We start from the raw sequence: 24,421 nt of genomic DNA on the forward strand, positions 1-24,421 counted from the left end.
CCGGACCACCGTGCGGCTGACGTCCGGAACTGCCGATGAGCGTGCATGTGCTCTTGCTGATGTAGATGCCTCGTGGGCATGGTGAAATCGCGGCTTGACCCGGGGTGTCCATTCATGCAGATGGCGGGCCGGACTACTTGAGGACACTTGTGTTGGTATGTGTCGAGGTACCGACGCCGCAGGCGTCAGTCGCGGCATGGGCGGCAGCGGCCATGACACAGCGAGGCTTGAAGGGCTTGGATCATGAGTGCGGCGAAGCGCCGGGAGGTGCTCTACGTCAGCGGCACTCTCGACAAGACCACGATGTAGTAGCTACGCCGGCATGACCACCGGCTGGGCACGTGGGATGGTCGAAGGAGCCTGTCCGCCCCGTCAACCACCTTGACGGGCCGCCAATGCACTCTTCTAGCCGCGATCCGGGCGGTCGCGGTGCGAGGGTCGGCCCGTCGAGGTGGGCCGAGCGGTCCCTTTGTGTGCACGTCGGGAAGGCAGCGATAGGTTCGCCGTCACAACGGCCTCGACGGGAGGGTTGACCCCGGGGAATGGACGCCAGCACGGAGGAGTTGCGGGACGCGCACGACGTGCTCTCGGAGTGGTACGCGACGAACCTGGTCGGCGTGCTGAACAGCATGCCGGTCGAGCGGGCGATGCTCGACCTGTTCGCCGAGATGACCTTGGTCGTGGGTACGGAGGTCGCCGACGTGGGCTGCGGCACCGGACGACTCCTTCCGTACCTCGCGAGCCGGGGTCTGTCTCCGCGCGGGGTGGATCTTTCGCCCAGGATGGTCGAGGTGGCGCGGCGAGAGCACCCCGGCTTCGCGTACGAGGTCGCCGACCTGCGCGAGCTGCCGTTCGAGTACGGTTCGCTGGCCGGGGTGGTGTGCTGGATTTCGTTGATCTACCTCGCGCCGGACACCAGAGCAGGTGCGTTCGCCGAACTCGGCCGAGTCGTGCAGCCGGGCGGATACCTGGTGACGGCCTTCAAACACGGCGACGGCACCCTGCGCCGTAACGGGCTCAGCACCGATCTTGGTGTCGACTTCGATCGGTACTGGCTCTCGGCCGAAGAGATGGAGGAAACGCTTCGTCGCCGCCGATTTCGCTCTGGTCTTCCAAGGCAGCACCCCGCCCGAAGAATCGGGGCCTCCACACGGGTACATGCTGGTCCGCAAGACCGAACTGCTTGGACAGCGGTGGCCGGTCGTACGGCGGCTGGTGCTCGTCGCCAACCAGCGTGACCTGTCCGTCGAAGCCCCGTAGCCGGAGCGCTTCGAGGGTGGCGAGCCCGGCGGCGGAGGCGCCGACGATGACGACGTGTCGAGGGGTTGCCACGGCTAGGCACCGACCTTGATCGCACCAGCGGGGCACAATGTGGCGGCTTCGAGGATGGCGGTGCGCTGCGAGGTGGGCGGGGTCGGGTCGAGCAGGACGACCACGCCCGTGTCGTCCTGGTCGAACACGTCCGGCGCGGCGAGGACGCATTGGCCCGCGCCGCAGCACTTCTCGATGTCCACGGTGATCTGCACGAGAGCGTCTCCTTCGTCGGCGGCGGGTTACCAGGTGACGGGCAGGCTGCGGAGGCCGAAGATCTGCGAGTCGGTTTTGAAGTCGAGTTCGTCGACCGGCACGGCGAGCCGCAGGCTCGGGATGCGGGTGAACAGCGTCCGGTAGGCGATCTCCAGTTCGGCTCGCGCCAGGTTCTGCCCGAGGCACTGGTGCGGGCCGTACCCGAACCCGACGTGGTGCCGGGAGTCCGGCCGGCGGATGTCGAACTCGTCGGGACGTTCGAACGCCTGCGGGTCGCGGTTGGCGGCGGAGAGGATCGGCAGGATTCCCTCGCCGGCGTGGATGGTCTGCCCGCCGAGGGTGAAGTCGGCGGTGGCGACGCGGGAGATGTCGACGTCGCCGAGGGAGTGGAACCGGACCATCTCGTCGGCCGCGCTCACCGCTGCCGCCGGCTCGGTCAGGAGTATGCGTAGCTGCCCGGGGTGTTCCAGGAAGGTCAGTACTCCGAGCGCGATCGTGTTGGCGCTGGTCTCGTGTCCGGCCAGGAGCAGCAGTACGGCCGTGTTGACGAGCATCTCGTGTGACAGTTCGTCGGTGCGGCGGTACTTCACGACGAGCCGCCCGAGGATGTCGTCGGTGGGATCGCTCTCCGTGGCAGAGACGACCTCGTCGAGGAAGGCGTACAACTCCAGGTACGCGGTCTCCCGTTGCTCGGCGGTGACCGTCTTCGACAGCACGATCTCGGTACGGGACTGGAAGAATTCGTGACTGTCGTAGGCGACGCCGAGCAGTTGACAGATCACCATCGACGGGATGGGCAGGGCGAAGGCGGGCACGAGGTCGGTTTCCGGGCCGGTGGCCAGCATGTCGTCGATCAGCCTGTCGACGAGCTGTTGGATGCCGGGGCGCAGCTCGTTGACCCGCTTGACCGTCAGCTCCGGGATGAGCATCCGGCGGTAGCGGGTGTGCTGCGGGGGGTCCATTTCGAAGAGTTGCGGCAGCGGCGCCTCCTCCTCCGGGTCGGCGGGGCCCTCCGTAGCGCCGGGCTCCTCCGTGGGCGCGTCCGGGAACGGTTCGGGAAAACCTGGGCGGCGTGGGTCGGAGCTGACGTCTGGACGGACGAGCAGGGATCGGACGTCGGTGAACGTGCTTACCGCCCATACCTCCTGGCCGCCGGGCAACTGCGCTCTGGTCACCGGCGCGGTGTCCCGGAGCCGGCCGTACTCGGCGGGCGGCGCGAAGGGGCAGGTGCGGGGCACCGGAATGCGGGGGACCGACGACAGCTGGGATGGGGTCTCGGGGGTTTGTGGGCTGACCATGACGAATCCCTTCGACAGCGGTGCGAACCGGCCGTCAGGTGGATTGGCTGAGCGATCCACCTGTCCAGACGAGCCGCGCGACGGTATCGGCGGCGTGACGTAGACGCACACGGCCAAGAACGGTTACTTACTCGAAAAGGTAAGTCACTGTAGTTGACGTGTCAAGCGACCATCTGAACCACGTCCCGCCGGTCGGGTCGCAACGTGACGTCCGCCGTGTCGCGCGTGCCGCGACCGCGCGCCGCTGACTAGGCGCCGTGTGCCCGAGGTGTGGAGGAATGCCGCCGGCCCGGGATCCCGGCCGGTGTGCGAGGTACGGCCGCTGCGGCTATGTGCGATCGCGGATCCAGGGGATGCCGGGAGCTGCGGCGGGGCCTGCGCGTCGGTGACGGTGGTCAACCCGCTGGAGGGTCGGGAAAGTGCGGGGCCACCGCCTGCGGCCGGCAGTCGCAACGACAATCCGCGCCCCGATGGGTGTTCATGCCCATGGGGTGGTGTTTCCGGGTGGGTTTGCCTCCGGCTGGGCGCTCGTTGCAGTGCCCTGGCGCGAGGGCCGTTCCGGCGCCCTGTTACGGCTCGACGGTGGGGGTGGCGACGGTGGCGGCCGCCAGCCAGTCGGTCAGGGCGGCGCTGCGTCGGCGTGGCGGTGTGGCGGCGATCATCGTGCGGGTCTCGGGGGACACGACGCTGCGGACAATGGCCACGAGCTGGATCGCGTGGAGCCGGTGGTGAGCGGTGGCGGGGACTTCGGCCTCTTGGGCCAGGAATGCGGTCACCCTGTCTTCGAGGTCGGCCCAGAGTCGCAGCAGCCCGGCCTGGACAGCGGGGGACTCGCCGTAGGCGCGGTGAAATGCTTCGATGCCCTCTCCGCCGTCCTCCTGCGACCGGGCCATGGCGGCCAACGCGTCCGCGATCGCTTTGGCGTGGCTGACGCCGTCCGGCCGGTCTTGCAGGGCGCCGATGATGTCGTCGAAGAGGGTGTTGTCGGCGAAAACCAGCTCGTCCTTAGAGCGGAAGTAGACGAACAAGGTCTTAACCGACACATTCGCGGCGTCAGCGATCTCCGCGACGGTGACGTTGTCGAAGCCCCGCTCCTCGAACAGCCGAGTCGCCGCCTCCACGATCGCCGCCCTGGTCAGGGCCTTCTTGCGCTCCCGCAAGGGAAGTGCGGCGGGCTGCTCCGATGCTGACATATTTCCAGCATATCCAATCTCACAGTCACTTACGTTTCCGTTGATCGGCGACCGGGCCGGCGCTAGCCTCGGGTAAGTGACTTACCTTCGCAAGTTGCTGTATCGATTGGAGGGGCTATGTCCACGCCAGCCTCGACGCCACCGCTGACGGAAGCCGTCGGCGCTCCGCACGTCTCCCGGCTGTCCCACAGGGCGATCATGGTGGTCCTGGCGCCGCTGATGATGGTGCTGTTCATCTCGAACCTCGACGGCACCATCGTGGCTACCGCCCTGTCGAGCATCGGGGCGGACCTCGGCGACACCGCCCACCTGTCGTGGGTCGCCACCGCCTATCTGCTGACCAGCGCGATCTCCACGCTGCTGTTCGGCAAGCTCGGCGACATGTACGGCCGGAAGAGGATCTTCCAGATCTCCATCGGGATCTTCCTGGTCGGCTCCATCCTCTGCGGCCTGGCCCAGAACATGCTCATGCTGATCCTCTTCCGCGGCCTGCAGGGCGTCGGCGGCGGCGGACTCAACTCCCTGGTCATGGCGATCACCGGCGACCTCGTCCCGGCCCGCCAACGTTCGAGGTACCAGGCCTACACCGGCGTCGTCGCCACCGTCGCCCTGATCGCCGGCCCCCTGCTCGGCGGCCTCTTCGCCGACCACCTGTCCTGGCACTGGATCTTCTACATCAACGTCCCGATCGGCGTCGCCGCCATCGTCGCCGTCGGCGCCCGCCTCCACCTGCCCCGCCCCACCAGCACTGCCCGCGTCGACCTCCTCGGCGGAATCCTCGCCACCCTGCTCACCACCGCGATCATGCTCGTAACCACGTGGGGCGGCAGCAGCTACGCCTGGACCTCGCCGATCATCATCGCCCTGATCGCGGGCGCCGTCGCGCTACTCATCGCGTACGTCATCACTGAACACCGCGCGGCGGAGCCCATCACGCCGCTGCACCTGTTCCGCAACGGGGTCTTCACCATCGCCAGCGCCCAGTTCCTCCTGGCCACTCTGGCCCTGTTCGTCGGCATGCTCTACGTGCCCCTGTTCATGCAGGCCATCAAGCATCACAGCGCCTCCGCCGCCGGCCTGTACGTCATCCCCCTGCTGGTGGGCCTCATCGCGGCCACCGCGGTCGCGGGTCCGGTCATCGCCAGGACCGGCAGGTACAAGGCATTCCCGGTTGTCGGCGCGGTGCTCACCGGCGCGTCGATGTGGGTCGTGAGCCTCGCCGGACCGACCACCGGCAGCCTGGCGATCGTCGTGCCGCTGTTCCTCGCGGGCGCCGGCATCGGCCTGCTGGTGCAGGTGGCTCTCCTCGCCGGGCAGAACGCCGTCGCGCACCGTCATCTCGGCGTGGCCACCGGCGCGCTGAACTTCTTCAAGAGCATCGGCGGCGCCTTCGGCGCGGCGCTGTTCGGCGCGATCCTCACTGCCCGGCTGCCCGACGGGGCCCTGCACGCCTTCCACACGGTGTTCCTGTGGACTGTTCCCTTCATGGTCGTGTCGTTCGTCCTCGGGCTCGCCATGCGGGAGAAGCCGCTGTCTGAGGAAATGATCGAAATCGCTCAAGGCAAGACCGAGGTTCCCGAGTACTGACCCTCATCACGAAACGACCCCCGGGGTCAGCGCCTCGGTCGACGCCGCCCCGTGCTCGCCTCGCCGCAGGCGGTTTCCGGCACCGCGCACCCCCGAACCGCCCGCGACGTACCCACCCGCCCGACAAAATCTTGCTAACTACCCAGAAAGGGCGTTTTCGTGTCTGTCGATGATCTCCGTGGCCGTGACCTCGCCATTGTCGGCGCTGGCCCGGCAGGCCTTGCCATAGCCCGCCTTCTCCGAATGCGAGGCATCCCCGCCCGCGTCCTGGAACGAGACGCTAGTCGGCACGCCCGACGGCAGGGCGGCAGTCTGGACCTCGCCGAGAACGCCGGCATCCTCGCCCTGGAGCGGATGGGACTACTGAGCGAATTCGAACGCCTTTCCCGCCCCGCTGGACAGGCGACGCGCTACCTCGACCACAACGGCACCGTCCTGATCGAGGAGGACGCCGCGACCAGCGTCGAGGCCGAGGGAGCGCGTCCAGAGATCGATCGAGGGTCGCTGCGCGACATGCTGCTGGACGCGCTACCCGAGGGCGCCGTCGAATGGGGCCGAGCCGTCCGCGCCATCACCCCGACCCCCGCAGGCCGCTACCGCATCGAAACCACCGACGACACCGTCATCGAGGCCGACCTGGTCATCGGGTGCGACGGACACTCGTCGAAGGCCCGCCCCCTGGTCACGCAGGCCACACCCGCCTACGCCGGAGCGACCTTCGTTGGAGGAGACGTCACCCACCCCGAACCAGGCGGCCTGCTGGACAGGCTCACCGGGACCGGATCGATGTTCGCCCTCGGCCACACCAAGGTCATCATGGCGCAGCGCCATGGCGACGGATCAATCCGCGTCTACTACGCGTTCACCACCGACACCGCTCCCGCCCGACAAGGCGAGATGGCCGCCAGCCAGGTCGAGGTCGCACACCGGCTCGACGCGCAGTTCTCCGCCTTCTCACCCGACATGCGCGCCTTCATCCACCAGATCGACCGGGACTTCGGGTGGTGGCCGTTGTACGGCGTCCCCGCCGAACAGCACTGGGACGAACACCACCGGCTCACCCTCGCCGGCGACGCCGCCCACATCATGCCCCCGTTCACCGGACAAGGCGTCAACATGGCCCTGCTCGACGCCGTCGAACTCGTCGACGCACTCAGCAGTGACCAGTACCCGAGCATCGACGCGGCGGTCCACGCCTACGAATCGGCCATGCTGCGACGCATGCGGTCAGCCATCGAAGAGACCCAGCAAGCCCAGGCCATCTTCCTGTCCCCGCGCGGCCCCCAGCGACTGCTCGACGCTCTGGGCGAGCAGGACCGACGGACGTGAACTAGCGAACCGGGAGGGCAGGCCGCAGCCCTCGACCACACGGAAGGTCGATCCATTTCCGCGCCGCCGGCCCTACCGCACAACAAGATCCCGCCCCGCCGGACCCGACCGAACCGGCGATCGGCATCGGGTCCGCTCGCCGTCCGGTGAATCCGCCAAGGCGTCCGCCGAAGCCTGGGTCGCCGCCGACCCGATCACAACAAAGTAAGTGAGTTACCCTTGTTCACGACGCGCCAAAGTTAGGCGCTAACCTCAACTCGTGACGTCAGGTCGATCCGCCACGCAGTGGCCGGAGGAGGAAGACGTGTTCGACCGGCTGGCCCGCCTCGTGGTCCACAACCCATGGAAAGTTGTCCTGGTCTGGGCGGTCCTCGCGACGGCGACCGTTGCACTCGCGCCCACCCTTGACGAGCAGACCGGCAGCAAGCCGGCCGCCCTGCTGTCGGAGCGATACGAGTCGACCCGGGCGGCCGCGGTCGCCACGGCGAAGTTCCCACCGTCTGCCGACAGCACCGCGACCGTCGTGCTATCGCGAGTCGACGGCGGTCCGCTCACCACCGCCGACCGCGCCCACGTCGATAGCCTGACCAGGCGGATCGTCGCCGCCGGAATCGACCACATCACCGGGGTCACCGGCCCGCCGACCATTTCCACCAACCACCGGGTCGAGATGGTCACCGTCGGACTGACCGGTCACGCGGAGGACCACGCCCAACTCGACACGGTTCCCCGGCTCCGCGACACCGTACGCGCCACGCTGGCCGGTACCCCGCTGACCGCCGCCGTCACCGGCGACGCCGCCATGTTCACCGACAACGCACCCGCCTTCGAGGCCGGACTGCTGGTAGCCGGCGTAGTAGCCATCGCGCGACTCCTCCCCGACCAACTGATCATCTACCGCAGCCCGGTAGGCGCCCTGCTCCCGGTCGCGGTCATCGGCATGATCGGCGCGATCGCCACCGGCATCGCCGCCTGGATCCTCCAGGCTGCCGACCTCCCGGCGAATCCGTCCCTGGCGATCATTATCACGATCGTCCTGTACGGCGTCGCCACCAACCACATCCTGTTCCTGTGGTTCCGATACCGCGAACGGCTGCGCGCCGGCGACGAACCCCGGACCGCGCTGGTCACCGCGTCCGCCCGGGTCGGAAGAATCGTCCCGGCCTCCACCGCGGCGCTCGCCATACTCTTCGCCGCACTGCCGCTGACCGGATACGCCGCCGCCACCAGCCTCGGTTTCGGCCTCGTCGCCGCCGTGGCCGTCATGGCCGCCGCCTCGCTCACCCTCGTGCCAGCCGTGATGTCGCTGCTCGGACCCAAACTCTTCTGGCCGTCCAGATCATGGCAGCCCAACCCGACCGGGAGCCTGCGTGAACGGCTGCGCCGGCACCGCTGGCTCGCCTGGGCCAACCCACCACGCACCCGACCCCCGTCCACCTGGTCGACCCGCCTCCGGCAGCGAATGCCCTGGCTGGCGAAACTGCGCCGCAAACCGGGCGACGGCGGCTTCCACCAGGCCGGCCGGTTCACCGGCAGACGGCCGGCCGTCGTGGCAGCCGCGTCGACCGGCCTGCTCGCCGTCCTCGCGTTCGGTCTGCTCGGAATGCGCCCCGACTACGACCACACCCGGCACCTGCCCTCGGACACCGAATGGGCACGCGGCCTCGACGCCGTACAAGCCGGATTCCCCGCCGGCGCCCTCAGCCCCGTCATCGTGTACCTCACCACCGCTGCCGACCAGCCACTGAACCCGGCCGCGCTGCGGCGCTATGCCGACCGCCTCGCCGCCGTCCCCGGCGTCAGCGGAAACCTGCCCGCCGACCCCGACACCGGGCGGATCGAGCTAAGCCAAGACGGCAGCACCGCGCGGATCAACCTGCTCCTCAACAGCGACCCGTACGCCCCCCAGTCGCTGGACCTGGTCGGCGGAGAACTCCGCGACACCGCCCACACCGCAGCACCGCCCGGCACCACCGCGCTCGTCGGCGGGGTCACTGCGACGTTCGCCGACATCCGCCACGCCAACCACCGTAACCTGTGGTTCGTCCTCCCCACGGCCGGGATCCTCGCCGCGCTCGCGGTGGCGCTGCTGCTCCGAAACCTCACCGCCGCCCTGCACCTGACCGTCGCGACCGCTCTTGCCGCCGCCAGCGCCCTAGGCGTAACCACCTACGTCTTCCAGCACATCGGCGGCCACCCAGGACTCTCCTTCCTGCTACCGATGGTCGTCTTCCTGTTCGTCGTAACCACCGGCACCGACTACACGATCCTCACCCTGGCCCGGCTCCGCGAGGAAAAGGAACTCGGCAAGGATCCACGCACCGCCGCCCACCACACCATCGCCCAGGCCGGACCCGCAATCGGTGGCGCCGGCCTGCTGCTCACCGGCTTCTTCGCGGCGACCGTACTGGCCGGCGGCCTCCTCGCCCAGATGGGACTCGCCATCGCCATCGGCATCATCATCTGCGCCTTCGTGACCTCGATGTTCCTCGTACCAAGCCTCGCCGTACTCCTCGCAACCCGTCCCAAACGGCGGCAACCGACCCCACCCGAGACCGCCCACACCACCAAACCACTCGCCGTACCAGCGAGGTAGGCGACGTCTGGATCTTTGTACGTCAAGGCGTGCCTGCCTGCGTACTCAGACCTGTAGGCCGACATCGCCGGTAGTTGCAGGTTGGAAAGGCTGCCGTAGGTGGCGTAGGCCCAGGCGACGATGACGCGAGACTTGTCGTGCTTGCCACCGCGGTGGTTGTTCTTGGACGAACAGGTAGCCCAGCAGCGGGCCGAGGTCATGGATGGGTCGCGTTCATGGATCTTCGGGATGAGTTCGATCTCCCGGCGGTGTTGGTGCTGGCCGGGCGCAACCTGGCCGCCCACTACGCCAAACGGGCATCCCTGTACCGGGCCGGCCTCGTACTCATCGCCACCATCATCTGGCTCTCATGACCCCTCGGATACGTCATCCAGGATCACAAGCCCGATCAAATCACCGATGACCCGCAGGTCGAGATCCCAACGTCGCGCGAGATCGGTGATCACCGCGTACTCCTCACCTGTCAGCCGGACCCGGTAGTCGAGGGCGTTGACGCAGAGCGTCTCCAGCCCGAGTTGCTCCTCGCCCGCCATCACATCCACCAGCGAGTCCTCAAGCCGAGGATCGAGAGGTGCACCCATCTCGGCCTCAGCCTGCGCATCCGCCCGTCCCGACAGCGCCTCGACCAGACGCTCAAACCGCCGGCGATCCTCGGTCCAGTACACGACCGAAGCATGTCACGACCAGCACCGACGATTCATGATCGACAGGACAGGGACTGTAAAACGGAAGGCCCTGTCTCACATTCGGTGGTGACGGAGGGTGGCAGGTGTCGTCGTTCCTATGTGGAGGACGTCAACAAGCTTGTACAGACGGTGTTCTCGGGGTTGTCCCCGCTGGTTATCGAGGACGTGGTCGACGAGGGTGAGCGGATCGTGGTGCAGGCCCGGACGCCGCAGGACACCGGGGTCTGCCCGATGTGCGGGGCCTCGTCGGGACGGGTCCACGGCTATCACTGGCGGACGGTGGTCGATGTTCCAGTCGACGGGCGCCGGGTGGTGGTCCGCGTGCGGGTGCGGCGTCTGGTGTGCCCCACGCGCGGCTGCCGCCACACCTTCCGCGAGCAGATGCCTGGTGTGCTGGAGCGATACCAGCGCCGCACGGCCCGTTTGAAGAGGCAGGTCAAAGCCGTGGTCAAGGAGTTAGCGGGCCGGGCAGGGTCGCGTCTGCTGGCGATACTGGCCATGGGCCTGTCCCGTCACACGGCCCTGCGCGCCCTGCTGCGCATCCCGTTGCCCACCGGGCGGACCCCCGGGTGATCGGCGTAGACGATTTCGCTCTGCGACGGCGGCACCGCTACGCCACCGTGGTGATCGACGCCGAGACACATGAGCGGATCGACGTACTACCCGACCGCACCGCCGACACCCTCGAAGCATGGCTGCGCGAGCATCCCGGCGTCGAGGTGGTGTGCCGCGACGGCTCGGCCACCTACGCCGAGGCCATTCGCCGCGCCCTGCCCGACACGGTGCAGGTCACGGACAGGTGGCACCTATGGCACAACCTGTGCGAAGCCGCCCTCAGCGAGGTGAAGGCACACAGCACTTGCTGGGCCGGCGTACTGGAGGCACCCATCTACGACGGGCCTCGCGCGCAGACGACCCTGTAACGCTGGCACCAGGTCCATGACCTGCTCGACCAGGGCATCGGTCTGCTCGAATCGGCCCGCCGTTTGCAGTTGGCCCTGAACACCGTCAAGCGCTACGCGCGAGCCGACCGGCCCGAGCAGATGCTCCGCGTTCCCACATACCGTGCCAGCCTCGTCGACCCCTACCGCGAACACCTGCGCACACGTCGAGCCGAGAGCAACGGCGTCCCCGTCAAGCACCTCTTCGAAGAGATCAAGACCCTCGGCTTCACCGGCTGCCTCAACCTCCTGCACAAGTACATCAACCAAGGCCGCGCGGACGCCGACCGCAGCCACATCTCCTCCCGCCGGCTCGCCCGGATGATCCTCACCAGGCCCGACAACCTCAAGCCCGAGCACCAGGATCTTCTGGCACGGCTCACCGCCGCCTGCCCAGAGATGACCCAACTGGCCGCCGTAGTCGAGGGCTTCGCCGAACTCCTGACGCCCCAGCCGGGAAACGCCGACCGGCTCTCGCACTGGATGGTCCAGGTCCGCGCGGTCGATCTACCTCAGCTGCACGCCTTCACCAGAGGCCTGGAGCGAGACCGCGACGCCGTGAACGCCGCACTCACGCTTCCCTACAGCAGCGGCTCCACCGAAGGCGTCAACACCAAGACCAAACGAATCGCACGCCAAATGCACGGACGAGCAGGCTTCACCCTGCTCCGCCACCGCATCCTCCTCGGATAGCAGCATCCTCCGTCACCACCGAAAGTGAGACAGGGCCGTTCGTTTGACAGACCCTCCCGTCGACGGTTGAGCAGTCGACCTCCACCGCACCGCAGGCCGCAGGCGCGAGGAGGGGTCTAGGCTCCGCTGATGCATCTTGAGTTGATCTCTCTCGTCGTCGACGACTACGACCCCGCCATCGTCTTCTTCACCGACGTCCTCGGCTTCGACCTGGTCGAGGACACGGCGTTGCCGCCCGAGGGCGGTCAGCCCACGCGCTGGGTCGTGGTGCGCCCGCCCGGTGCGGCGACCGGCATCCTGCTCAGGCGGGCGGACAACGACGAACTGCGGTCGGCGGTCGGTCACCAGTTCGGCGGGCGGGTCGGGCCCTTCCTGCGGGTCGACGACTTCGACGCCACCTACGAGCGGATGGTCGCGGCCGGCGTGATGTTCGTGGAGACGCCGCGCACCGCGCCGTACGGCCGGGTCGTGATCTTCCTCGACATCGCGGGCAACAGGTGGGACCTGCTCGGCCCGGCTTGATTCCGCCACCCCGTCGACAGGCGGCGACGCCGCTCTGCACGCCGCCGTCCGACCGGGGGCGATCATGAAACGACGCATGAGTCAGCGAATGTCGGCAGCCGCGCTGGGCGCTGAGTTGCTCATGGCGCGATGGGGCGACGACGCAGAGCGCGCCGCGCCGTCGCCGCACACGAGGCGATCCGCAAACGGCACTCCGCCCAGCGCATCCGCGTCGAGCACGTCATCGGACACCTGAAGTGGACGCCCACCACCGCGACTCGAACGTCCGCCCCACCGTCGGGGTCGGCGTCATGATCCGCCGCGGTGACAAGGTGTTACTGGGCAGGCGTCGCGGCGCGCACGGTGCCGATACCTTCGGATGGCCCGGTAGAGGGCTGGCGTTCGGGGTCGCTCGCGGACGCCGTCCGCCGGGAGGCGATGGAGGAAGCCGGGGTGCGGGTGACCGGGGTTCCTCGGCTGGTCTGCGTCAGCAACGTCGTTGAGTACGGCCGCCACTACCTGGCTCTGGAGTTTGGGGTGACCGAGTTCTCCGGCGAACCGACGGTGCGCGAGCCGGATCTGATCGAGAGCTGGCAGTGGTACCCGCTCGATGAGCTACCCGACCCCCTGTTCAAGCCGCGCCAGCTCGCCCTCGCCTCGCTGCACGACAGTCGGCTACTCAACGATGCCTGACAGGACCGGACGGGTCTGGACGGTACTCGGCGGCCTGCATTTTGATCTTGCGGCGACGATCGAGCGGCGCTGGCTGCTCGACCACGCCGACCGTGACGGGCCAACCTGGACGGATGTACGTACCGAGCTGGGCGGCGTCGGCGGCAACATGGCGCGGCATCTGCGCGACGTGGGGCAGTCGTGTGCGTTGATCGCGGTTGTCGGTGCCGACGACATCGGACAGCTCCTGCTGCAACGGGCCGGCATGGAGCTATCTGGCGTGCTGCTGGATCCGGTGGTGGTGTCCGGGGCCAACAGCGGTGTCGTCACGCTCCTGCACAGCATCGAGCGGGGTGACCGGAAGCGACTCGTCATCGGTCCCGACCGGTCGGCCCATAAGGGCCACAAGACTCGGGCCTGGGCCACCTGGTCTCCGTGCGCACGCTCCGCGAACTCGCGATCCTGCCGGCTCCCCGACTCGGGGCCACCCGGAAATTCTTCCCGGTTGGGATGTCAAAAGCTGGCGACCGGCGCCGACCACGTGTGCGAGCAGAGAGCACACGACATCGAGGGGCCAGCCATGCGCAAGATCATCTACTGGGTGCACACGTCGGTCGACGGCTTCGTTGACGGGCCTCACGGCGAGTTCGATTGGCCGGTGATGGGGCCGGAGCTTTCCGCGTACTCGGAGGCTCTGGACCGGCGAGTCGACACGCTGCTGTTCGGCCGGCCGGTGTGGCAGATGATGGTCGGCTTCTGGCCGAACGCCGAGTCAATCTCCGACGATCCGCACGTCACCGCCTTCGCACCGTTCTGGCGGGCCACCCCGAAGATCGTCTTCTCCCGCACATATCCGGGCGACGCGTGGACCAGCCGCGTCATCGCCGGTGACCTCCGCGAGGAGGTCACCGCGCTGAAGACGCAGCCAGGCGCGGACCTGTTGCTGACCGGGGGCGCCCAGTTGGCCGCCGAGCTGACTGACCTGGGGCTCGTCGACGAATTCCACGTCGCCGTACACCCGGTGGTTCTCGGCGGTGGCCGGAAGCTCTTCGCCGAGCGGAAGCAGCGGCTCAACCTACGCGCCGTCGACTCCCGCGTACTCGACGGCCAGGTCGTCGTGACCTCCTACCGACCGACAACATGAGACGGCCCCGACGGCCGGCCCGTTACCAACTCCCGGGAACGCCTCGTGCAGCAGCTTGCCGGTCTCCGGCGGGTCCGCCCGCTGGGCGTCGGCGATCAGGCGGCGGAACCGGTGTACGTCGACCTGCTCCTCCGGCGCGTCGAGCTCCTCCGGCATGTCGAGCAGGTAGCCGGGCTTGCGCGCGTGCAGCGGCAGGCCGGGCAGGGCCCGGCGGAGGTTGCAGACGTACACCTTCACCGCCTTGCGGGCGGCGCGCGGCGGCTCGCGGCCGGCGAACCGACACGGCCACGGCGTGGTGCGCGCTGCGTCGGCTCCGTACGGCGACGGTGACCTCGGTTTCGGTGACGGGCGCCGCACCGGAGCGGACGGCCGAGCCGGCGGCGGGGACGGGGACGGGTCGGTACGGACGGCGGTCGGACCCATCGGGGTCGCACCGGTTGCGCCGCTCGGCCGTCCGCGATGGTGTGCAGCGTCATCAGCGGTCCGACCTGCTGCTCCCACGCATCGAGGAATGGCTCGGCCGAGGTTCCAGCGTCCGCGTCTGTCTACGTGGATACGACGGACGAGTTCGTGTAGGGCGCTGCCGAGCACGTTGTGGCCGGTCATCGGGTCGGTGTGGAGCAGTTCGAGGACCTCGGCTCCAGTGATGAAGCTCAATGCGGCGCGCTCCGCCGTGCGGGCGACCCGCAGGCCGTATCCGCGGCTTGGATCGGGGCCGGGTCGTCGGTGAGGCCGAGGATGATCGTGAGGGGGATGTCGGGGAGCTGGAAGTGTGACGCGATGTCGTTCCGGCGGGTGACGCAGTAGCGGACGGCGTCGGCCAGTTGGAAGAACATGTCCGCGTCGAGGTTCTCGCCGAGGGGCACCGTCTTCGACGACATCAACGACAAGATCTCCTCGTGGCAGCGGGGAGCGGCCATCTGTCGTGCCGTCGCATGCACATCGACGCCGACTACTCCGGGGGGCACGCGTGCTGGCACTGGTACAGCCAGGTGCCGTACGTCGGCGACTACGTGAACGACAAGATCTTCTCGATCCACATCCACTACGCGCCGTAGGTCCCGCCGAGGGGAGTGCCGGGGCAGGTGGGGATTTCCCTCCTGCCCGGCGCCGCCGGGCCACCGTGCTGGCCCGGCGGGGTGTTCGCAACTCATGGTCGACGGTGTGCGCAGATCTTGCGCAAACCGATTTGGATGACGAGGATCTCCCGGATGACCAGCTCAACGCCGCCGTCTGGCGTCCCCGCGCTCCCTGTTCCCTGGGTGGTGCCGGCCTGCTTGGCTGACCGGGTGGAGCCCGCCGACCGGGCCCGGCTCGCGCCGGACTCGTACCTGGGTGAACGGGTGGCGGGCAATCTGCGCCGGCTGCTCGCGGTCGACCTCGATCCGCTGCTCGCCGGTTTCCGGCGGCGGCCGGGCGCGCATCCGTGGATCGGCGAGCACATCGGCAAGTGGCTGGACGCGGCGTCGCTCACCTGGCACGCGACGGGCGACGAGGGGCTGCGGGTCCGGCTCGACGCGGCGGCCGCCGCGCTGGTCGGGAGCCAGGAGGCGGACGGATACCTCGGCACGTACGCGCCGGGCGTCCGCCTCGGGCGGCATCCCGACCCGCGCGTCGACTGGGACGTCTGGGTGCACAAGTACGCCCTGCTCGGGCTGCTCAGCTATTACCGCACCACCGGAGAGCCGCGGGCGCTCGACGCCGCCCGACGAGCCGGTGACCTGCTCGTCAGCACCTTCGGGCCGGACGGTGAGGGGCGTGACATCATCGCGGCCGGCACCCACACCGGCATGGCCGCGACCAGCGTGCTCGAACCGATGGTGCTGCTGTACCGGCACACCGGCGAGCCCCGCTACCTCGCCTTCGCCGAGCACATCCTCCGAGCGTGGGATCAACCGAACGGCCCGGGCGTGCTGACCCGGCTCGCCCGCACCGGGCGGGTCAGCGAGGTCGGTAACGGCAAGGCCTACGAGATGCTCTCGAACATTGTCGGCCTGGTCGAGCTGGCCCGCGTCACGGGCGAGAAGGACCATCTCGTGGCCGCGGTCCGCGGTTGGCGCGACGTCGTCGCACACCACAGATACCTCACGGGTACGGCGAGCTTCGGCGAGCACTTCCACCGGCCGGACGAGCTACCCGACTCGACGTCGGTGAACATGGGCGAGACCTGTGTGACCGTCACCTGGCTGCACCTCACCCGACAGTTGTTCGCCCTGACCGGCGAGAGCGGCTACGCCGACGAGATCGAACGTACGCTCTTCAACCACCTGCGGGCGGCGCAGCTCCCCGACGGATCCGGCTGGTCCTACTACACGCCGCTCGACGGCTACCGCGAGTTCGGCGGCGGGATCACCTGCTGCCTCTCCAGCGGTCCGCGCGGCCTCGCGGCCGCCGCCGCGTCGGTGTTCGCGGTCTCGGCCGGCCGCGACGAGCTGGTCGTCTCGCTCTACCAGGACGCATCAGCGGCGGTCGAGTTGGACGGCCGGACAGTCGAGGTGACGCTCTCCAGCGGCGTGCCCTTCGAGGGCGGCGCCGTGGTCTCGTTCGACCTCACCGGCGCCGCGCGTTTCGGCCTGCGGCTGCGCCGCCCGGCGTGGGCGACCGGGTTCGGCGTCGCCGGCGCGTCCGACGCGGACGGCTGGGCGGTGCTGCCGAGCCGGTTGTGGCGCGGCGGCGACCGGGTCACGGTCGACTTCGGCCTCGGCGCGCACACGGTCGAGGGCACCGGCTGGAACGCGTCCCGGGTCGCGCTCGGCTGGGGTCCGCTCGTGCTCGGGTACCGGGCCCACGGCGCCGAGCCCGCGATCTTCGACGTCCTCGACGGTCACCCCGCCGGCCCGCTCACCCAGGACCGGCCCGCGCATGCCTGGCGGGTGGCCAACCGGCTGGCCCCGGGCGGCCGGCGCGACGCCGTGCTCGCGCCCTTCGCCGACCTGGGCGCCGACGGGCTCCCGACCAGAGTGTGGCTCGGCCGCCCCGGTGAGGAGGCCGACGTGGCGCTGTCCGCGTTCCACGGCGCGGCGGAGTCGCGCAGCTCGGGCAGTCTCCGGCGCGGCTCGGTGGCCGACTACGACCTCGCCTCGTTCGCCGCCACCGAGGTCGGGCCGGCGGACGAGGAGCACTGGTTCGCCCTCGCCCTCGCCCACCCGGTGACGTTCACCCGGGTCGTGGTGGCGCACGGCAGATCGCTGGCCCACGGGGGCTGGTTCGACACCACAGACGGCAAGCCGCGCCTGGCGGTGCGGCGCGACGACGGCGGACCCTGGGAGACGATCGCCACCGTCGACGCCTACCCCGCCACCACGGCCGCCGACCACGGCGGCCTCCGCGCCGGCGAGGTCTTCGAGATCCCGCTCGCCACGCCGGTGACCGCGACCGCGTTGCGGCTGACCGGGCGCGGATCACGCGGCGAGTACGGGCCGCGCGTCTTCGTCACCTGTGCGCGGTTGGCCGCCTACTGATCCTCGAACTGCTCTGCGATGTGTTGAGCAGTCGAGGTCGGCCCGAGGACGCGCTGGCGGCCATCGACGACTTCGCGGCGCACCACGGCGGCATGTCGCTGGAACTCCGGCTCCTGCGAAGCAGGACGCTTGTCACCTGCGGCCGTATCGAGGAGGCGATCACCGAACTACGCAACAACCCGGACCCGAGTGCCGGGTGCGTCACCGCACAACTGGCCAACCTCCTCGCCGCGGCAGGACGTCCCGAGGGCTGCCGCACCTCACCGGCTCCCCTACCTCAATCTGCCACGTCAGCAGGTCTCCAAGATGCAGGGTGAACAGGCTGCCGCTACCGAGCAGGGCTTGCCCCGTGTCGAGTGACACCAGGTACAGGGCTCGGTGCAACGGCTCGGGCTCCGTGGGTCCAACCTTGATCACGATGGCCTCAAACGGGCCATCGTCGGTTGTGCTGGCCATGATCGATCCGGGGTGGAGCGGCTGGCCGCAGGCGCAGTCTCGGACGAGTTGTCCGGGTGGGGTTGCAGTCATGGGAAGCCCTTCCGCTTGTGGGATGTCCGGGAAACCCGGCTGTGCGGGGACTGTCTACAGCTCTCCGGATCAACCCCGCATGCGCGGGGACTACTGCTAACGACCTCGTGCACGATTGCGTGTCCTTGAGCATCGATGATCGTTGTCCTGATCATGACTGGTGCGATGATCATGAGGAACCGTCGGATGACCGGTCTGTCCAGGCAGGTGATCGAGAGCCTGGTCGCTGAGCTGGCGCCACGATGGCAGGCCTGTCACCGCGACCGCCTCGCCGCGAGGGCTCGTCGTCGTGCCATCGGCGGCGGGGCAAGGCACCGGTTCGGGTTCACCGACCGGCTGCTGGCCACACTGGTGCGCCTACGGCACGGGATGACCCACGACGTGGTCGCCGCGTGGTTCGGGGTGCACCGCTCCACGATCACCCGCAGCATCGGCGAGGTCCGACCACTGCTGGCCGAGCGTGGCTGCCGCGTGAGCAGCGGGATCCGGTTACGCACCCTCGCTGACGTGGTCGCGCACCTCGGCCACCACCCCCGGGCCCTCATGGACGCCACCGAGGTGCGTGTCCGCAGACCGATTGCGGGCAGGCCCGGGCGGGACCGGTTCGTGTCCGGCAAGGCCCGGCTCAACACCATGAAAGCCCTCGTGATCTGCGACCCCGTCGGCAAGTTGTTGTTCTGCGGCGAGGTCCGCCCCGGCTCGATGCACGACATCACCCAGGCCCGTACCGCCGGCCTGGTCGACCTCCTCCTGCACACACCGCTCGGCGTTCAGGTCCTCGCCGACGCGGGCTACCAGGGGCTGGGGACGGACACCAACGGAGTCGTGATCACGCCCAAACCTAAGCCACAGAAGCGACGCACATCGTTACCACTGAGCGTGATCGCCGCCCACGACGCCGCCCGGAAACGACACTCCTCACAACGCATCCGCGTCGAACACGTCGTCATCGGACACCTCAAGAACTGGCGGATCCTCGGCCGCTACCACGGCCGACGCGAGCACCTCGACACCACCATCCGCGCCATCGCCGGCCTACTGTCCGACCACAAACACACCAACCGGAACGAAACACCCCCCGGCGACCCAGGGCACTACCAACCGCCCCTCGCACCCGATGAAAGCCGCGCTCGACCGTCAGCCAACCGTGCACGAGATCGTTAGGACGACGAGGCAACCCTGCCGGCTGGTGGTCGGGGCGGCGGCCGTGTGGACGGCGGCGAGGAGGTTGGCGGGCCCGTCGGCGCCGGCGAGGGTGGGGTTGCGCATCGCGCCGGTGACGACGATCGGTTCGGGCCGCTGGTGGAGCAGGTCGAGCAGGTACGCGGTCTCTTCGATCGTGTCGGTGCCTTGAGTGACCACGACGCCGGCCGCTGCGTCGCAGATGGCTCGTCAGACAGCACCGAATGGTCACGGGACTACTCCGCCCACAAGGGACACATAGTCGATCGGAATCATGGCAGCATGGTCCGGCGCCCATACCGGGCGTCCGGATGTATGACGTCGTGCTGATCAGGTTGTGTCTCGCCGCTGCTGTCGTGCGCGCACCGCAGGTTCCGGTCACGGCCGGCTCGTCGGCGTCCGGCGATTCAACGGGGGAATACCTTGCACAAACGGATCACTCACAGGTTGGCCGTGCTGACGAGTGCGGTCGTCCTCCTCACGGCGGGCCTTGGCACGCCAGCCCGGGCGTCGTCCGACGACCCGCCGGTGCCGTATCCCTTGCTGAGCTACCAACTGTCGGTCGACGGGGCGAATCCCGGCGCCATCGAGCTGGGGTCAGAGGTGGAGCTGGAGGCGCGCCTCCAGAATCTCTTCAACGTTCCGGCCCTGGTCCACCACCGGTTCTCGGTGAACTGCTATGAGGGTGCCGAGGTGCAGAGCCCGGACCTGACGGTGCTGGTGCCGCCGGCGCCGTACATCGGCGGCGGCGTCAGGGTGCCGGTCGAACACGACCTCACCATCCCGTGGGACTGCGTCGCACAGACCAACCCCCTCAGGGGCTACAACGGCAACTTCTACCTCGAGACGGGGCGGGCGGAGGACGACTACAACCAGTCGGCCATCATCTTCTTCAGCATCAAGCTGCCCGAGTTCACGGCGACGCCACTCCAGCTGCAGAAGAAGTACAAGCACGCCAAGGACTTCGACATCACCGCGAACTACAACCCGGCCATGGGCCCGGTCTACGAACAGGCGCTCAGGGACTTCATCGCGGCACCCGGCACCCTCCGGGTCACCGGCACCTACCACAGGGCGCCGTCGATTCTGAGCTACAACCCGACCGACCGGAGGGTGGTCGTCCAGACCATTGACGGCGCCTTTGTCACGGCCTTCAGGATGAGCCCGAGGCACCTGTGGCACGTGCAGAGAGACCGGGCTCTCGGCGGCTCCGGAGGCAACTTCTCCGCCGACGGGTCGGAGGTTTCCGCCGGGTCTGCCGGCCCGACCGCGTACCTGGTGCTGCTCGAAGACTTCGTGACGGGCAGGACCTCCGCCGACCAGTTCGAGGTGGGCTTCCTCGACGCGTTCCGGACGGACGACGTCCAGCATCCGGAGGCGACGAGCGCCGTTCTCGACTCGTTGTTCTTCCAGGTCGACGTCTACTACGGAGATCCCGCGCTCCGGGCAGAGGGCGACATCGACGCGGATCAGCTCGAGACCGCCGCGATCGCGGCACTCGCCAGCCTGGGCGTGGCGGTGAACTGACCGGAACCTCCGCGTCAGCGGGTGTCACCGGGCTCCGTGGGGAGACCGTGGGCGTCCACTGCCGCCGGCTGCAGCGGCACCCTGTCCAGCAACGCGTTCGTCGCCGCCGGGTACGCCCGGGTCTCGGTCGCCTTGACCGCGACCCAGACCGGCTGCCCGGCGGCGAGACGGAGTTGGGCGGCAGCGGCCGGTGTGATGTCGGCGGCCACCTCGACCGGGCCGGCGACCTGCACCCGCAGGTTGCCGCCATGCCGTTGGATGCCGGTGACCGTCGCCGCCCAGGTGTTGCGCGGGCTGCCGTCGGGACGCTCCAGGTGCAGCGCGACCGCCGACGGCGGAAACGCCACGAAGACCTCGCCGCGCAGCACCTCGGCGACGGTGAGCGCGAAGTCGTCGGTGATCCGGACAGTGTGCGGTCGGCCCGCCCTCGACAGAGGTTGAGCCCGACCAGCCGGGCCACGTAGTCGGTGCGGGGCCGGGCGGTGATGCTCGCCGCGTCAGCCTCCTGGACCACCCGGCCGTCCTCGACGACGACCAGCCGGTCGGCCAGCACCAGCGCGTCGAGCGGGTCGTGGGTGACCAGCAGCGTCGCCCCGGGATGGGCGGCCAGGTGCCGCTGGAGTTCGGCCCGGTTGTCCAGCCGGGTCCGGGCGTCCAGCGCGGCCAGCGGCTCGTCGAGCAGCAGCAGTGCCGGTTCGACGGCCAGCGCCCGGGCCAGCGCCACCCGCTGCGCCTGCCCGCCGGAGAGCTGCCGGGGTTTGCGCCGGGCCTGCTCGGCCAGCCCCATCCGGTCCAGCCAGCCGGCGGCCAGTTCGCGGGCGCCCCGCCGGTCTACGCCGTGCCGGCGGGGCCCGAAGGCGACGTTGTCCAGCGCGAACAGGTGCGGAAACAGCAGGTAGTCCTGGAACACCACGCCGCTCGGGCGACGTTCGGTCGGCGACCAGTGCCGCGCGACCGGCCGGTCGAGCTCCTGGCCGGCGAGGGTGACATGCCCGGCGTGCAGCGGAGTGAGGCCGGCAAGCGTACGCAGCGCAGACCTGAGCCTCTACGCCGTGCTGCGGCACCTGCAATACCAACTCGCCACCTGGCTCGGGTTCTGCCCACACTGCAACCAACCCGTACCGACATAACAAAGTCCTACTAATGCCTCGTCATGCAGCCTTGAACGGGTAATCGGGGTGGCGGATCTTGGAACCGGTGGCGAACGCGGTTTCGGTTGGGCGTGGTGGTTGCGCCAGCGGATGTAGTCGCCGATCGCGGTGTCCTGCTCGGCGTGGCTGCGGTGGTCGGTGCCGTTGAGTGCGAAGTACCGCACGGCTGCGAACTCGGACTCAATCCAGTACAGCCACGACGCGTTGGTCGGCAGGAAGACCAGGTCGACGCGGTTGGCGGTGCACCAGGCGTGGACCTCGGGGTGCTTGTGCGGGGAGAAGTTGTCCACGATCACGTGCAGCTTCTGGTCGGGCCAGCGGCGACGCAGAGTCTTGAGGAAGGACAGGAACTCCCGCCAGCGTTTGCGGTCGCGGATTCGGTAGCGCAGCTTTCCGGTGGCGAGGTCCAGGGCGGCGATCTCGTGTCGTACGCCCTGGTCACGGGTGTCCGGCCACCGCATCGGATGACGATGTCGCTGCCCGGCCTGATTCGCTGGACCGCGACCGGTGACCCTGCCTGGTACGCGATCCAGGACGGGTACAGCAGTCCCTCCGGTTGGGTCGACTGTTACGCGCTCAACGTCGGCGCCCGCCGCGTCTGGGCGTACCCGTATCCGGGCTTCCCGCTCGTGGAGATCGACCAGCGCGGAGTTCGCTGCGTACGGCGGACGTCGGTCCGCTCTGCCAGTGGTGTCATCGTCGCCGACGACCGGGTCGCGTTCATCGCCGGCCAGGGACGCGGACCCGGGGCCGCCGGCAACTACCTGGTCACGTTCGCCCGCATCATCGACGGCCCGGTCGAGACCACCACGACCACGCCACTCCTCCTGCCCAGCGGGCAGCGACCCACCACCTGGGCACGACGGACCGTTTGCCGGGACAACCGGATGTGGATGCAGTTCGACGACGAACGCACCTGGTACACCCTCGACATCGAGTGAACCCATGCCGCCGGTGCGCCTTCCGCTGCCCTCAACGTGGTGGGCATTCCGAGAGGGAGCTGCTTCTATGAGTTCGGTCAAGTGCGAGTCGACCGCCGAGATCACCAGCGACGGCGGCGGAGGTTATCTGTGTTGAGGTTACGGATCGCGGCCTGTCTGGCGACGCTGCCGCTCTTGGTCTCGGGATGCGGCTACTTCCTGCCCAGTCACCACTACTACGCCGTCGGGGTGGCGCGGATCGGAGATCAGGTCCACGTCTACGCGCCGCTGTGCGACGGCGAGCGGGTACTCGAGGTCGAGGCGTACGACAACGCGGCAGAGGCGCAGGCGTCGGACGACGATCCCGACCCGACGCGGTTCACGTACTGGAAAGCGGCAGACCCGACCGAGGAGTCGGTCGCCGAGGGGTGGCTCATACTCGGCGACAGCCGCGGGTTCAAGCAGACGCCGGTCTCGGCGGGCGCGAACATTCCGCTACCGGAGCGGGTCGGCATCAGCCTGCGCCTCCGGGTAGAGCGTGGCGAGCATACGGTGGGGGACGTGGTCGCCGTCCTGGAGGCACCCGAGTACCCGGCCGGGACGGACCGGCGCACCGTCCGGTACTCGTACCGCCGCGAGAACAGTAAAGACCTACGCGATCCGCAGGAGATTCGGAAACAGTCCGGCTGCGCGGCAGCCTACCCGGCATAGAATTGCGAGTGCCGGAACCCACCCACGCAGGGCCGCAATGCCCAGGGACCCCTGACCCACCTCGCCGTCGAGGGCGCCGAGCACCCTGCAGAGGATGCCGCAGGGTCGGTTGCTCCCTTACGCGAACACTGGACCTGCGACTGGACCACCTGTCCACTGCCATCAAACCCGTCTGGGGCGACACCCGGCGGGAGTTTGTGGGTACCAGAACGCGCGTGGCGTGGGTCGGCCGCGCTGCTTTGAATTTGCGCCATCTGCCGGTCGGCCTCCCGCGCCAATCGTCCGAGCTCCGCTGGCGCACCGACAACGCCCGGATCGGGCGTGCCGAACCCGCACCAGAGGTACTCGGGCCTTGCGGCGTTGACCAGTGCGCTCATGCCCCGTTGCGTACGGGAAGGTTCCCGAGCAGGATCAGTGCCATGACGTACGGGAAGGGCGCGCCGCGCCTCGTGCAGTGAACGGCCCGGCGTCGGGGGCAGCGCCGACGGGCAGGCAGTGGTTGGATGACGGCCTCGCGTCGGGCGATGTCCTGGATCCCGGGAACGACGTGCGGGAGCACATCTCCTTTTTCGTTCGGGGCGATCGGGACGGGTTGATGACCCGTCGCCTGTTGGCCTTCACGACCGACCCTCGCGCATCGGTGCGGCGGACGACCTTCGAGTTGCTGGACCAGCTGTGCTCTGCGCACTCCGACTGGCGTCTGGTGGCGGACGCCGCTGAGTCGGCTCTGAGTGACGTGGACCCGTGGGTGCGCCGTGTCGCGGCGGTGTTGCT

At 68.9% G+C, this 24,421-nt stretch carries 21 protein-coding genes and 5 pseudogenes; 16 read left to right on the plus strand and 10 right to left on the minus strand.

The genetic code is table 11. The annotated features are described in order from the left end of the window. Nucleotides 1-542: 542 nt before the first annotated feature. Nucleotides 543-1,176 (plus strand): annotated as a pseudogene (locus Pen02_RS40540) (class I SAM-dependent DNA methyltransferase); the annotation flags it as partial. Here Pen02_RS40540 and Pen02_RS42365 read toward each other — a convergent pair. The 4 genes and pseudogenes from Pen02_RS42365 to Pen02_RS40555 form a co-directional block, all read right to left on the minus strand. Beyond that, nucleotides 1,141-1,332, minus strand: a pseudogene (locus Pen02_RS42365) (FAD-dependent oxidoreductase); the annotation flags it as partial. The pseudogenes Pen02_RS40540 and Pen02_RS42365 overlap by 36 nt on opposite strands. 2 nt (nt 1,333-1,334) lie before the next feature. Beyond that, on the minus strand, nt 1,335-1,526 hold the full coding sequence (locus Pen02_RS40545; protein ID WP_307837774.1) for a ferredoxin: 192 nt from the start codon (nt 1,524-1,526) through the stop codon (nt 1,335-1,337). 27 nt (nt 1,527-1,553) lie between these two features. Then, a complete protein-coding gene (locus Pen02_RS40550) occupies nt 1,554-2,825 on the minus strand; it encodes a cytochrome P450 (protein ID WP_203871533.1) in 1,272 nt (423 codons plus the stop codon). A 569-nt stretch (nt 2,826-3,394) separates the two neighbouring features. Further along, the gene (locus Pen02_RS40555) at nt 3,395-4,018 is read right to left on the minus strand and encodes a TetR/AcrR family transcriptional regulator (protein ID WP_203871534.1); all 624 of its coding nucleotides are present in this window, start codon (nt 4,016-4,018) and stop codon (nt 3,395-3,397) included. A 117-nt stretch (nt 4,019-4,135) separates the two neighbouring features. Here Pen02_RS40555 and Pen02_RS40560 point away from each other — a divergent pair, with 117 nt between their 5' ends. The 4 genes from Pen02_RS40560 (at nt 4,136) to Pen02_RS40575 (ending at nt 9,883) form a co-directional block, all read left to right on the plus strand. Further along, a complete protein-coding gene (locus tag Pen02_RS40560) occupies nt 4,136-5,605 on the plus strand; it encodes an MDR family MFS transporter (protein WP_203871535.1) in 1,470 nt (489 codons plus the stop codon). Nucleotides 5,606-5,764: 159 nt separating this feature from the next. Beyond that, entirely contained in the window at nt 5,765-6,934 is a 1,170-nt protein-coding gene (locus Pen02_RS40565) for an FAD-dependent oxidoreductase (protein ID WP_203871536.1), read from the plus strand. A 259-nt stretch (nt 6,935-7,193) separates the two neighbouring features. Next, entirely contained in the window at nt 7,194-9,530 is a 2,337-nt protein-coding gene (locus tag Pen02_RS40570) for an MMPL family transporter (RefSeq protein WP_203871537.1), read from the plus strand. A gap of 215 nt (nt 9,531-9,745) precedes the next feature. Further along, nucleotides 9,746-9,883, plus strand: a complete 138-nt coding sequence (locus tag Pen02_RS40575; protein ID WP_203871538.1) for a hypothetical protein — start codon at nt 9,746-9,748, stop codon at nt 9,881-9,883. Here the strand turns inward: Pen02_RS40575 and Pen02_RS40580 are convergent. Next, nucleotides 9,878-10,195, minus strand: coding sequence for a hypothetical protein (locus Pen02_RS40580; protein WP_203871539.1), 318 nt, complete (start codon nt 10,193-10,195; stop codon nt 9,878-9,880). The two genes, Pen02_RS40575 and Pen02_RS40580, sit on opposite strands and share 6 nt — an antisense overlap. Before the next feature lie 120 nt (nt 10,196-10,315). Here Pen02_RS40580 and Pen02_RS40585 point away from each other — a divergent pair. The 4 genes and pseudogenes from Pen02_RS40585 (at nt 10,316) to Pen02_RS42370 (ending at nt 14,167) form a co-directional block, all read left to right on the plus strand. Then, a pseudogene (locus Pen02_RS40585) lies at nt 10,316-11,850 on the plus strand (ISL3 family transposase). Between the two features lie 129 nt (nt 11,851-11,979). Continuing rightward, the gene (locus Pen02_RS40590) at nt 11,980-12,372 is read left to right on the plus strand and encodes a VOC family protein (protein ID WP_203871540.1); all 393 of its coding nucleotides are present in this window, start codon (nt 11,980-11,982) and stop codon (nt 12,370-12,372) included. Between the two features lie 303 nt (nt 12,373-12,675). Next, nucleotides 12,676-13,044: an NUDIX domain-containing protein gene (locus Pen02_RS40595; RefSeq protein ID WP_203871541.1), complete on the plus strand. Its 369-nt coding sequence runs from the start codon at nt 12,676-12,678 to the stop codon at nt 13,042-13,044. After that, nucleotides 13,037-14,167, plus strand: a complete 1,131-nt coding sequence (locus tag Pen02_RS42370) for a dihydrofolate reductase family protein (protein WP_239142018.1) — start codon at nt 13,037-13,039, stop codon at nt 14,165-14,167. The genes Pen02_RS40595 and Pen02_RS42370 overlap by 8 nt, the downstream gene beginning before the upstream one ends. Here the strand turns inward: Pen02_RS42370 and Pen02_RS40605 are convergent. Together Pen02_RS40605 and Pen02_RS40610 are read right to left on the minus strand one after the other, a co-directional pair. After that, nucleotides 14,099-14,398: an AfsR/SARP family transcriptional regulator gene (locus Pen02_RS40605; protein WP_203871542.1), complete on the minus strand. Its 300-nt coding sequence runs from the start codon at nt 14,396-14,398 to the stop codon at nt 14,099-14,101. The genes Pen02_RS42370 and Pen02_RS40605 overlap by 69 nt on opposite strands. 422 nt (nt 14,399-14,820) lie before the next feature. After that, complete coding sequence (locus Pen02_RS40610; protein ID WP_203871543.1) at nt 14,821-15,048, minus strand: hypothetical protein; 228 nt, start codon at nt 15,046-15,048, stop codon at nt 14,821-14,823. A 54-nt stretch (nt 15,049-15,102) separates the two neighbouring features. Between Pen02_RS40610 and Pen02_RS42735 the strand changes: the two genes are divergently transcribed. From Pen02_RS42735 to Pen02_RS40620, 3 genes are all read left to right on the plus strand, one after another. Further along, complete coding sequence (locus tag Pen02_RS42735; protein WP_275413675.1) at nt 15,103-15,225, plus strand: hypothetical protein; 123 nt, start codon at nt 15,103-15,105, stop codon at nt 15,223-15,225. A gap of 219 nt (nt 15,226-15,444) precedes the next feature. Further along, the gene (locus tag Pen02_RS40615) at nt 15,445-17,628 is read left to right on the plus strand and encodes a beta-L-arabinofuranosidase domain-containing protein (RefSeq protein ID WP_203871544.1); all 2,184 of its coding nucleotides are present in this window, start codon (nt 15,445-15,447) and stop codon (nt 17,626-17,628) included. Between the two features lie 714 nt (nt 17,629-18,342). Then, on the plus strand, nt 18,343-19,320 hold the full coding sequence (locus Pen02_RS40620) for a transposase family protein (RefSeq protein WP_239142019.1): 978 nt from the start codon (nt 18,343-18,345) through the stop codon (nt 19,318-19,320). Here Pen02_RS40620 and Pen02_RS40625 read toward each other — a convergent pair. Continuing rightward, a pseudogene (locus Pen02_RS40625) lies at nt 19,321-19,524 on the minus strand (asparaginase domain-containing protein); the annotation flags it as partial. A 267-nt stretch (nt 19,525-19,791) separates the two neighbouring features. Between Pen02_RS40625 and Pen02_RS40630 the strand changes: the two are divergent. Further along, nucleotides 19,792-20,865: a colicin D domain-containing protein gene (locus Pen02_RS40630; protein WP_239142022.1), complete on the plus strand. Its 1,074-nt coding sequence runs from the start codon at nt 19,792-19,794 to the stop codon at nt 20,863-20,865. A gap of 104 nt (nt 20,866-20,969) precedes the next feature. On the opposite strand, the pseudogene Pen02_RS40635 reads toward Pen02_RS40630, so the two are convergent. Next, nucleotides 20,970-21,901, minus strand: a pseudogene (locus Pen02_RS40635) (ABC transporter ATP-binding protein); the annotation flags it as partial. Nucleotides 21,902-21,910: 9 nt separating this feature from the next. Next, nucleotides 21,911-22,477 (minus strand): transposase, encoded by a 567-nt coding sequence (locus tag Pen02_RS40640; protein ID WP_239142020.1) that lies wholly within the window; start codon nt 22,475-22,477, stop codon nt 21,911-21,913. Between the two features lie 9 nt (nt 22,478-22,486). Between Pen02_RS40640 and Pen02_RS40645 the strand changes: the two genes are divergently transcribed. The 3 genes from Pen02_RS40645 to Pen02_RS40655 all read left to right on the plus strand — a co-directional run. After that, entirely contained in the window at nt 22,487-22,957 is a 471-nt protein-coding gene (locus Pen02_RS40645; protein WP_203871546.1) for a hypothetical protein, read from the plus strand. Nucleotides 22,958-22,996: 39 nt separating this feature from the next. Further along, nucleotides 22,997-23,647: a hypothetical protein gene (locus tag Pen02_RS40650; protein WP_239142021.1), complete on the plus strand. Its 651-nt coding sequence runs from the start codon at nt 22,997-22,999 to the stop codon at nt 23,645-23,647. Nucleotides 23,648-24,146: 499 nt separating this feature from the next. Next, the coding region (locus tag Pen02_RS40655) for a hypothetical protein (RefSeq protein WP_203871547.1) at nt 24,147-24,421 on the plus strand (275 nt) is incomplete at its 3' end.

The sequence above is a fragment of the Plantactinospora endophytica genome (assembly GCF_016862915.1).
In the GTDB taxonomy this organism is placed as follows: Bacteria; Actinomycetota; Actinomycetes; order Mycobacteriales; family Micromonosporaceae; genus Plantactinospora; species Plantactinospora endophytica.

What these genes read in the sequence shown, in the direction of transcription:
- Pen02_RS40590 (WP_203871540.1), top strand. Translation starts at nt 11,980, where the DNA reads ATGCATCTTGAGTTGATCTCTCTCGTCGTCGACGACTACGACCCCGCC.
- Pen02_RS40610 (WP_203871543.1), bottom strand. Translation starts at nt 15,048, where the DNA reads ATGTCGTCGAAGACGGTGCCCCTCGGCGAGAACCTCGACGCGGACATG.
- Pen02_RS40555 (WP_203871534.1), bottom strand. Translation starts at nt 4,018, where the DNA reads ATGTCAGCATCGGAGCAGCCCGCCGCACTTCCCTTGCGGGAGCGCAAG.
- Pen02_RS42370 (WP_239142018.1), top strand. Translation starts at nt 13,037, where the DNA reads ATGCCTGACAGGACCGGACGGGTCTGGACGGTACTCGGCGGCCTGCAT.
- Pen02_RS40620 (WP_239142019.1), top strand. Translation starts at nt 18,343, where the DNA reads ATGACCGGTCTGTCCAGGCAGGTGATCGAGAGCCTGGTCGCTGAGCTG.
- Pen02_RS40640 (WP_239142020.1), bottom strand. Translation starts at nt 22,477, where the DNA reads ATGCGGTGGCCGGACACCCGTGACCAGGGCGTACGACACGAGATCGCC.
- Pen02_RS40645 (WP_203871546.1), top strand. Translation starts at nt 22,487, where the DNA reads ATGTCGCTGCCCGGCCTGATTCGCTGGACCGCGACCGGTGACCCTGCC.
- Pen02_RS40575 (WP_203871538.1), top strand. Translation starts at nt 9,746, where the DNA reads ATGGATCTTCGGGATGAGTTCGATCTCCCGGCGGTGTTGGTGCTGGCC.
- Pen02_RS42735 (WP_275413675.1), top strand. Translation starts at nt 15,103, where the DNA reads ATGCACATCGACGCCGACTACTCCGGGGGGCACGCGTGCTGGCACTGG.
- Pen02_RS40550 (WP_203871533.1), bottom strand. Translation starts at nt 2,825, where the DNA reads ATGGTCAGCCCACAAACCCCCGAGACCCCATCCCAGCTGTCGTCGGTC.
- Pen02_RS40560 (WP_203871535.1), top strand. Translation starts at nt 4,136, where the DNA reads ATGTCCACGCCAGCCTCGACGCCACCGCTGACGGAAGCCGTCGGCGCT.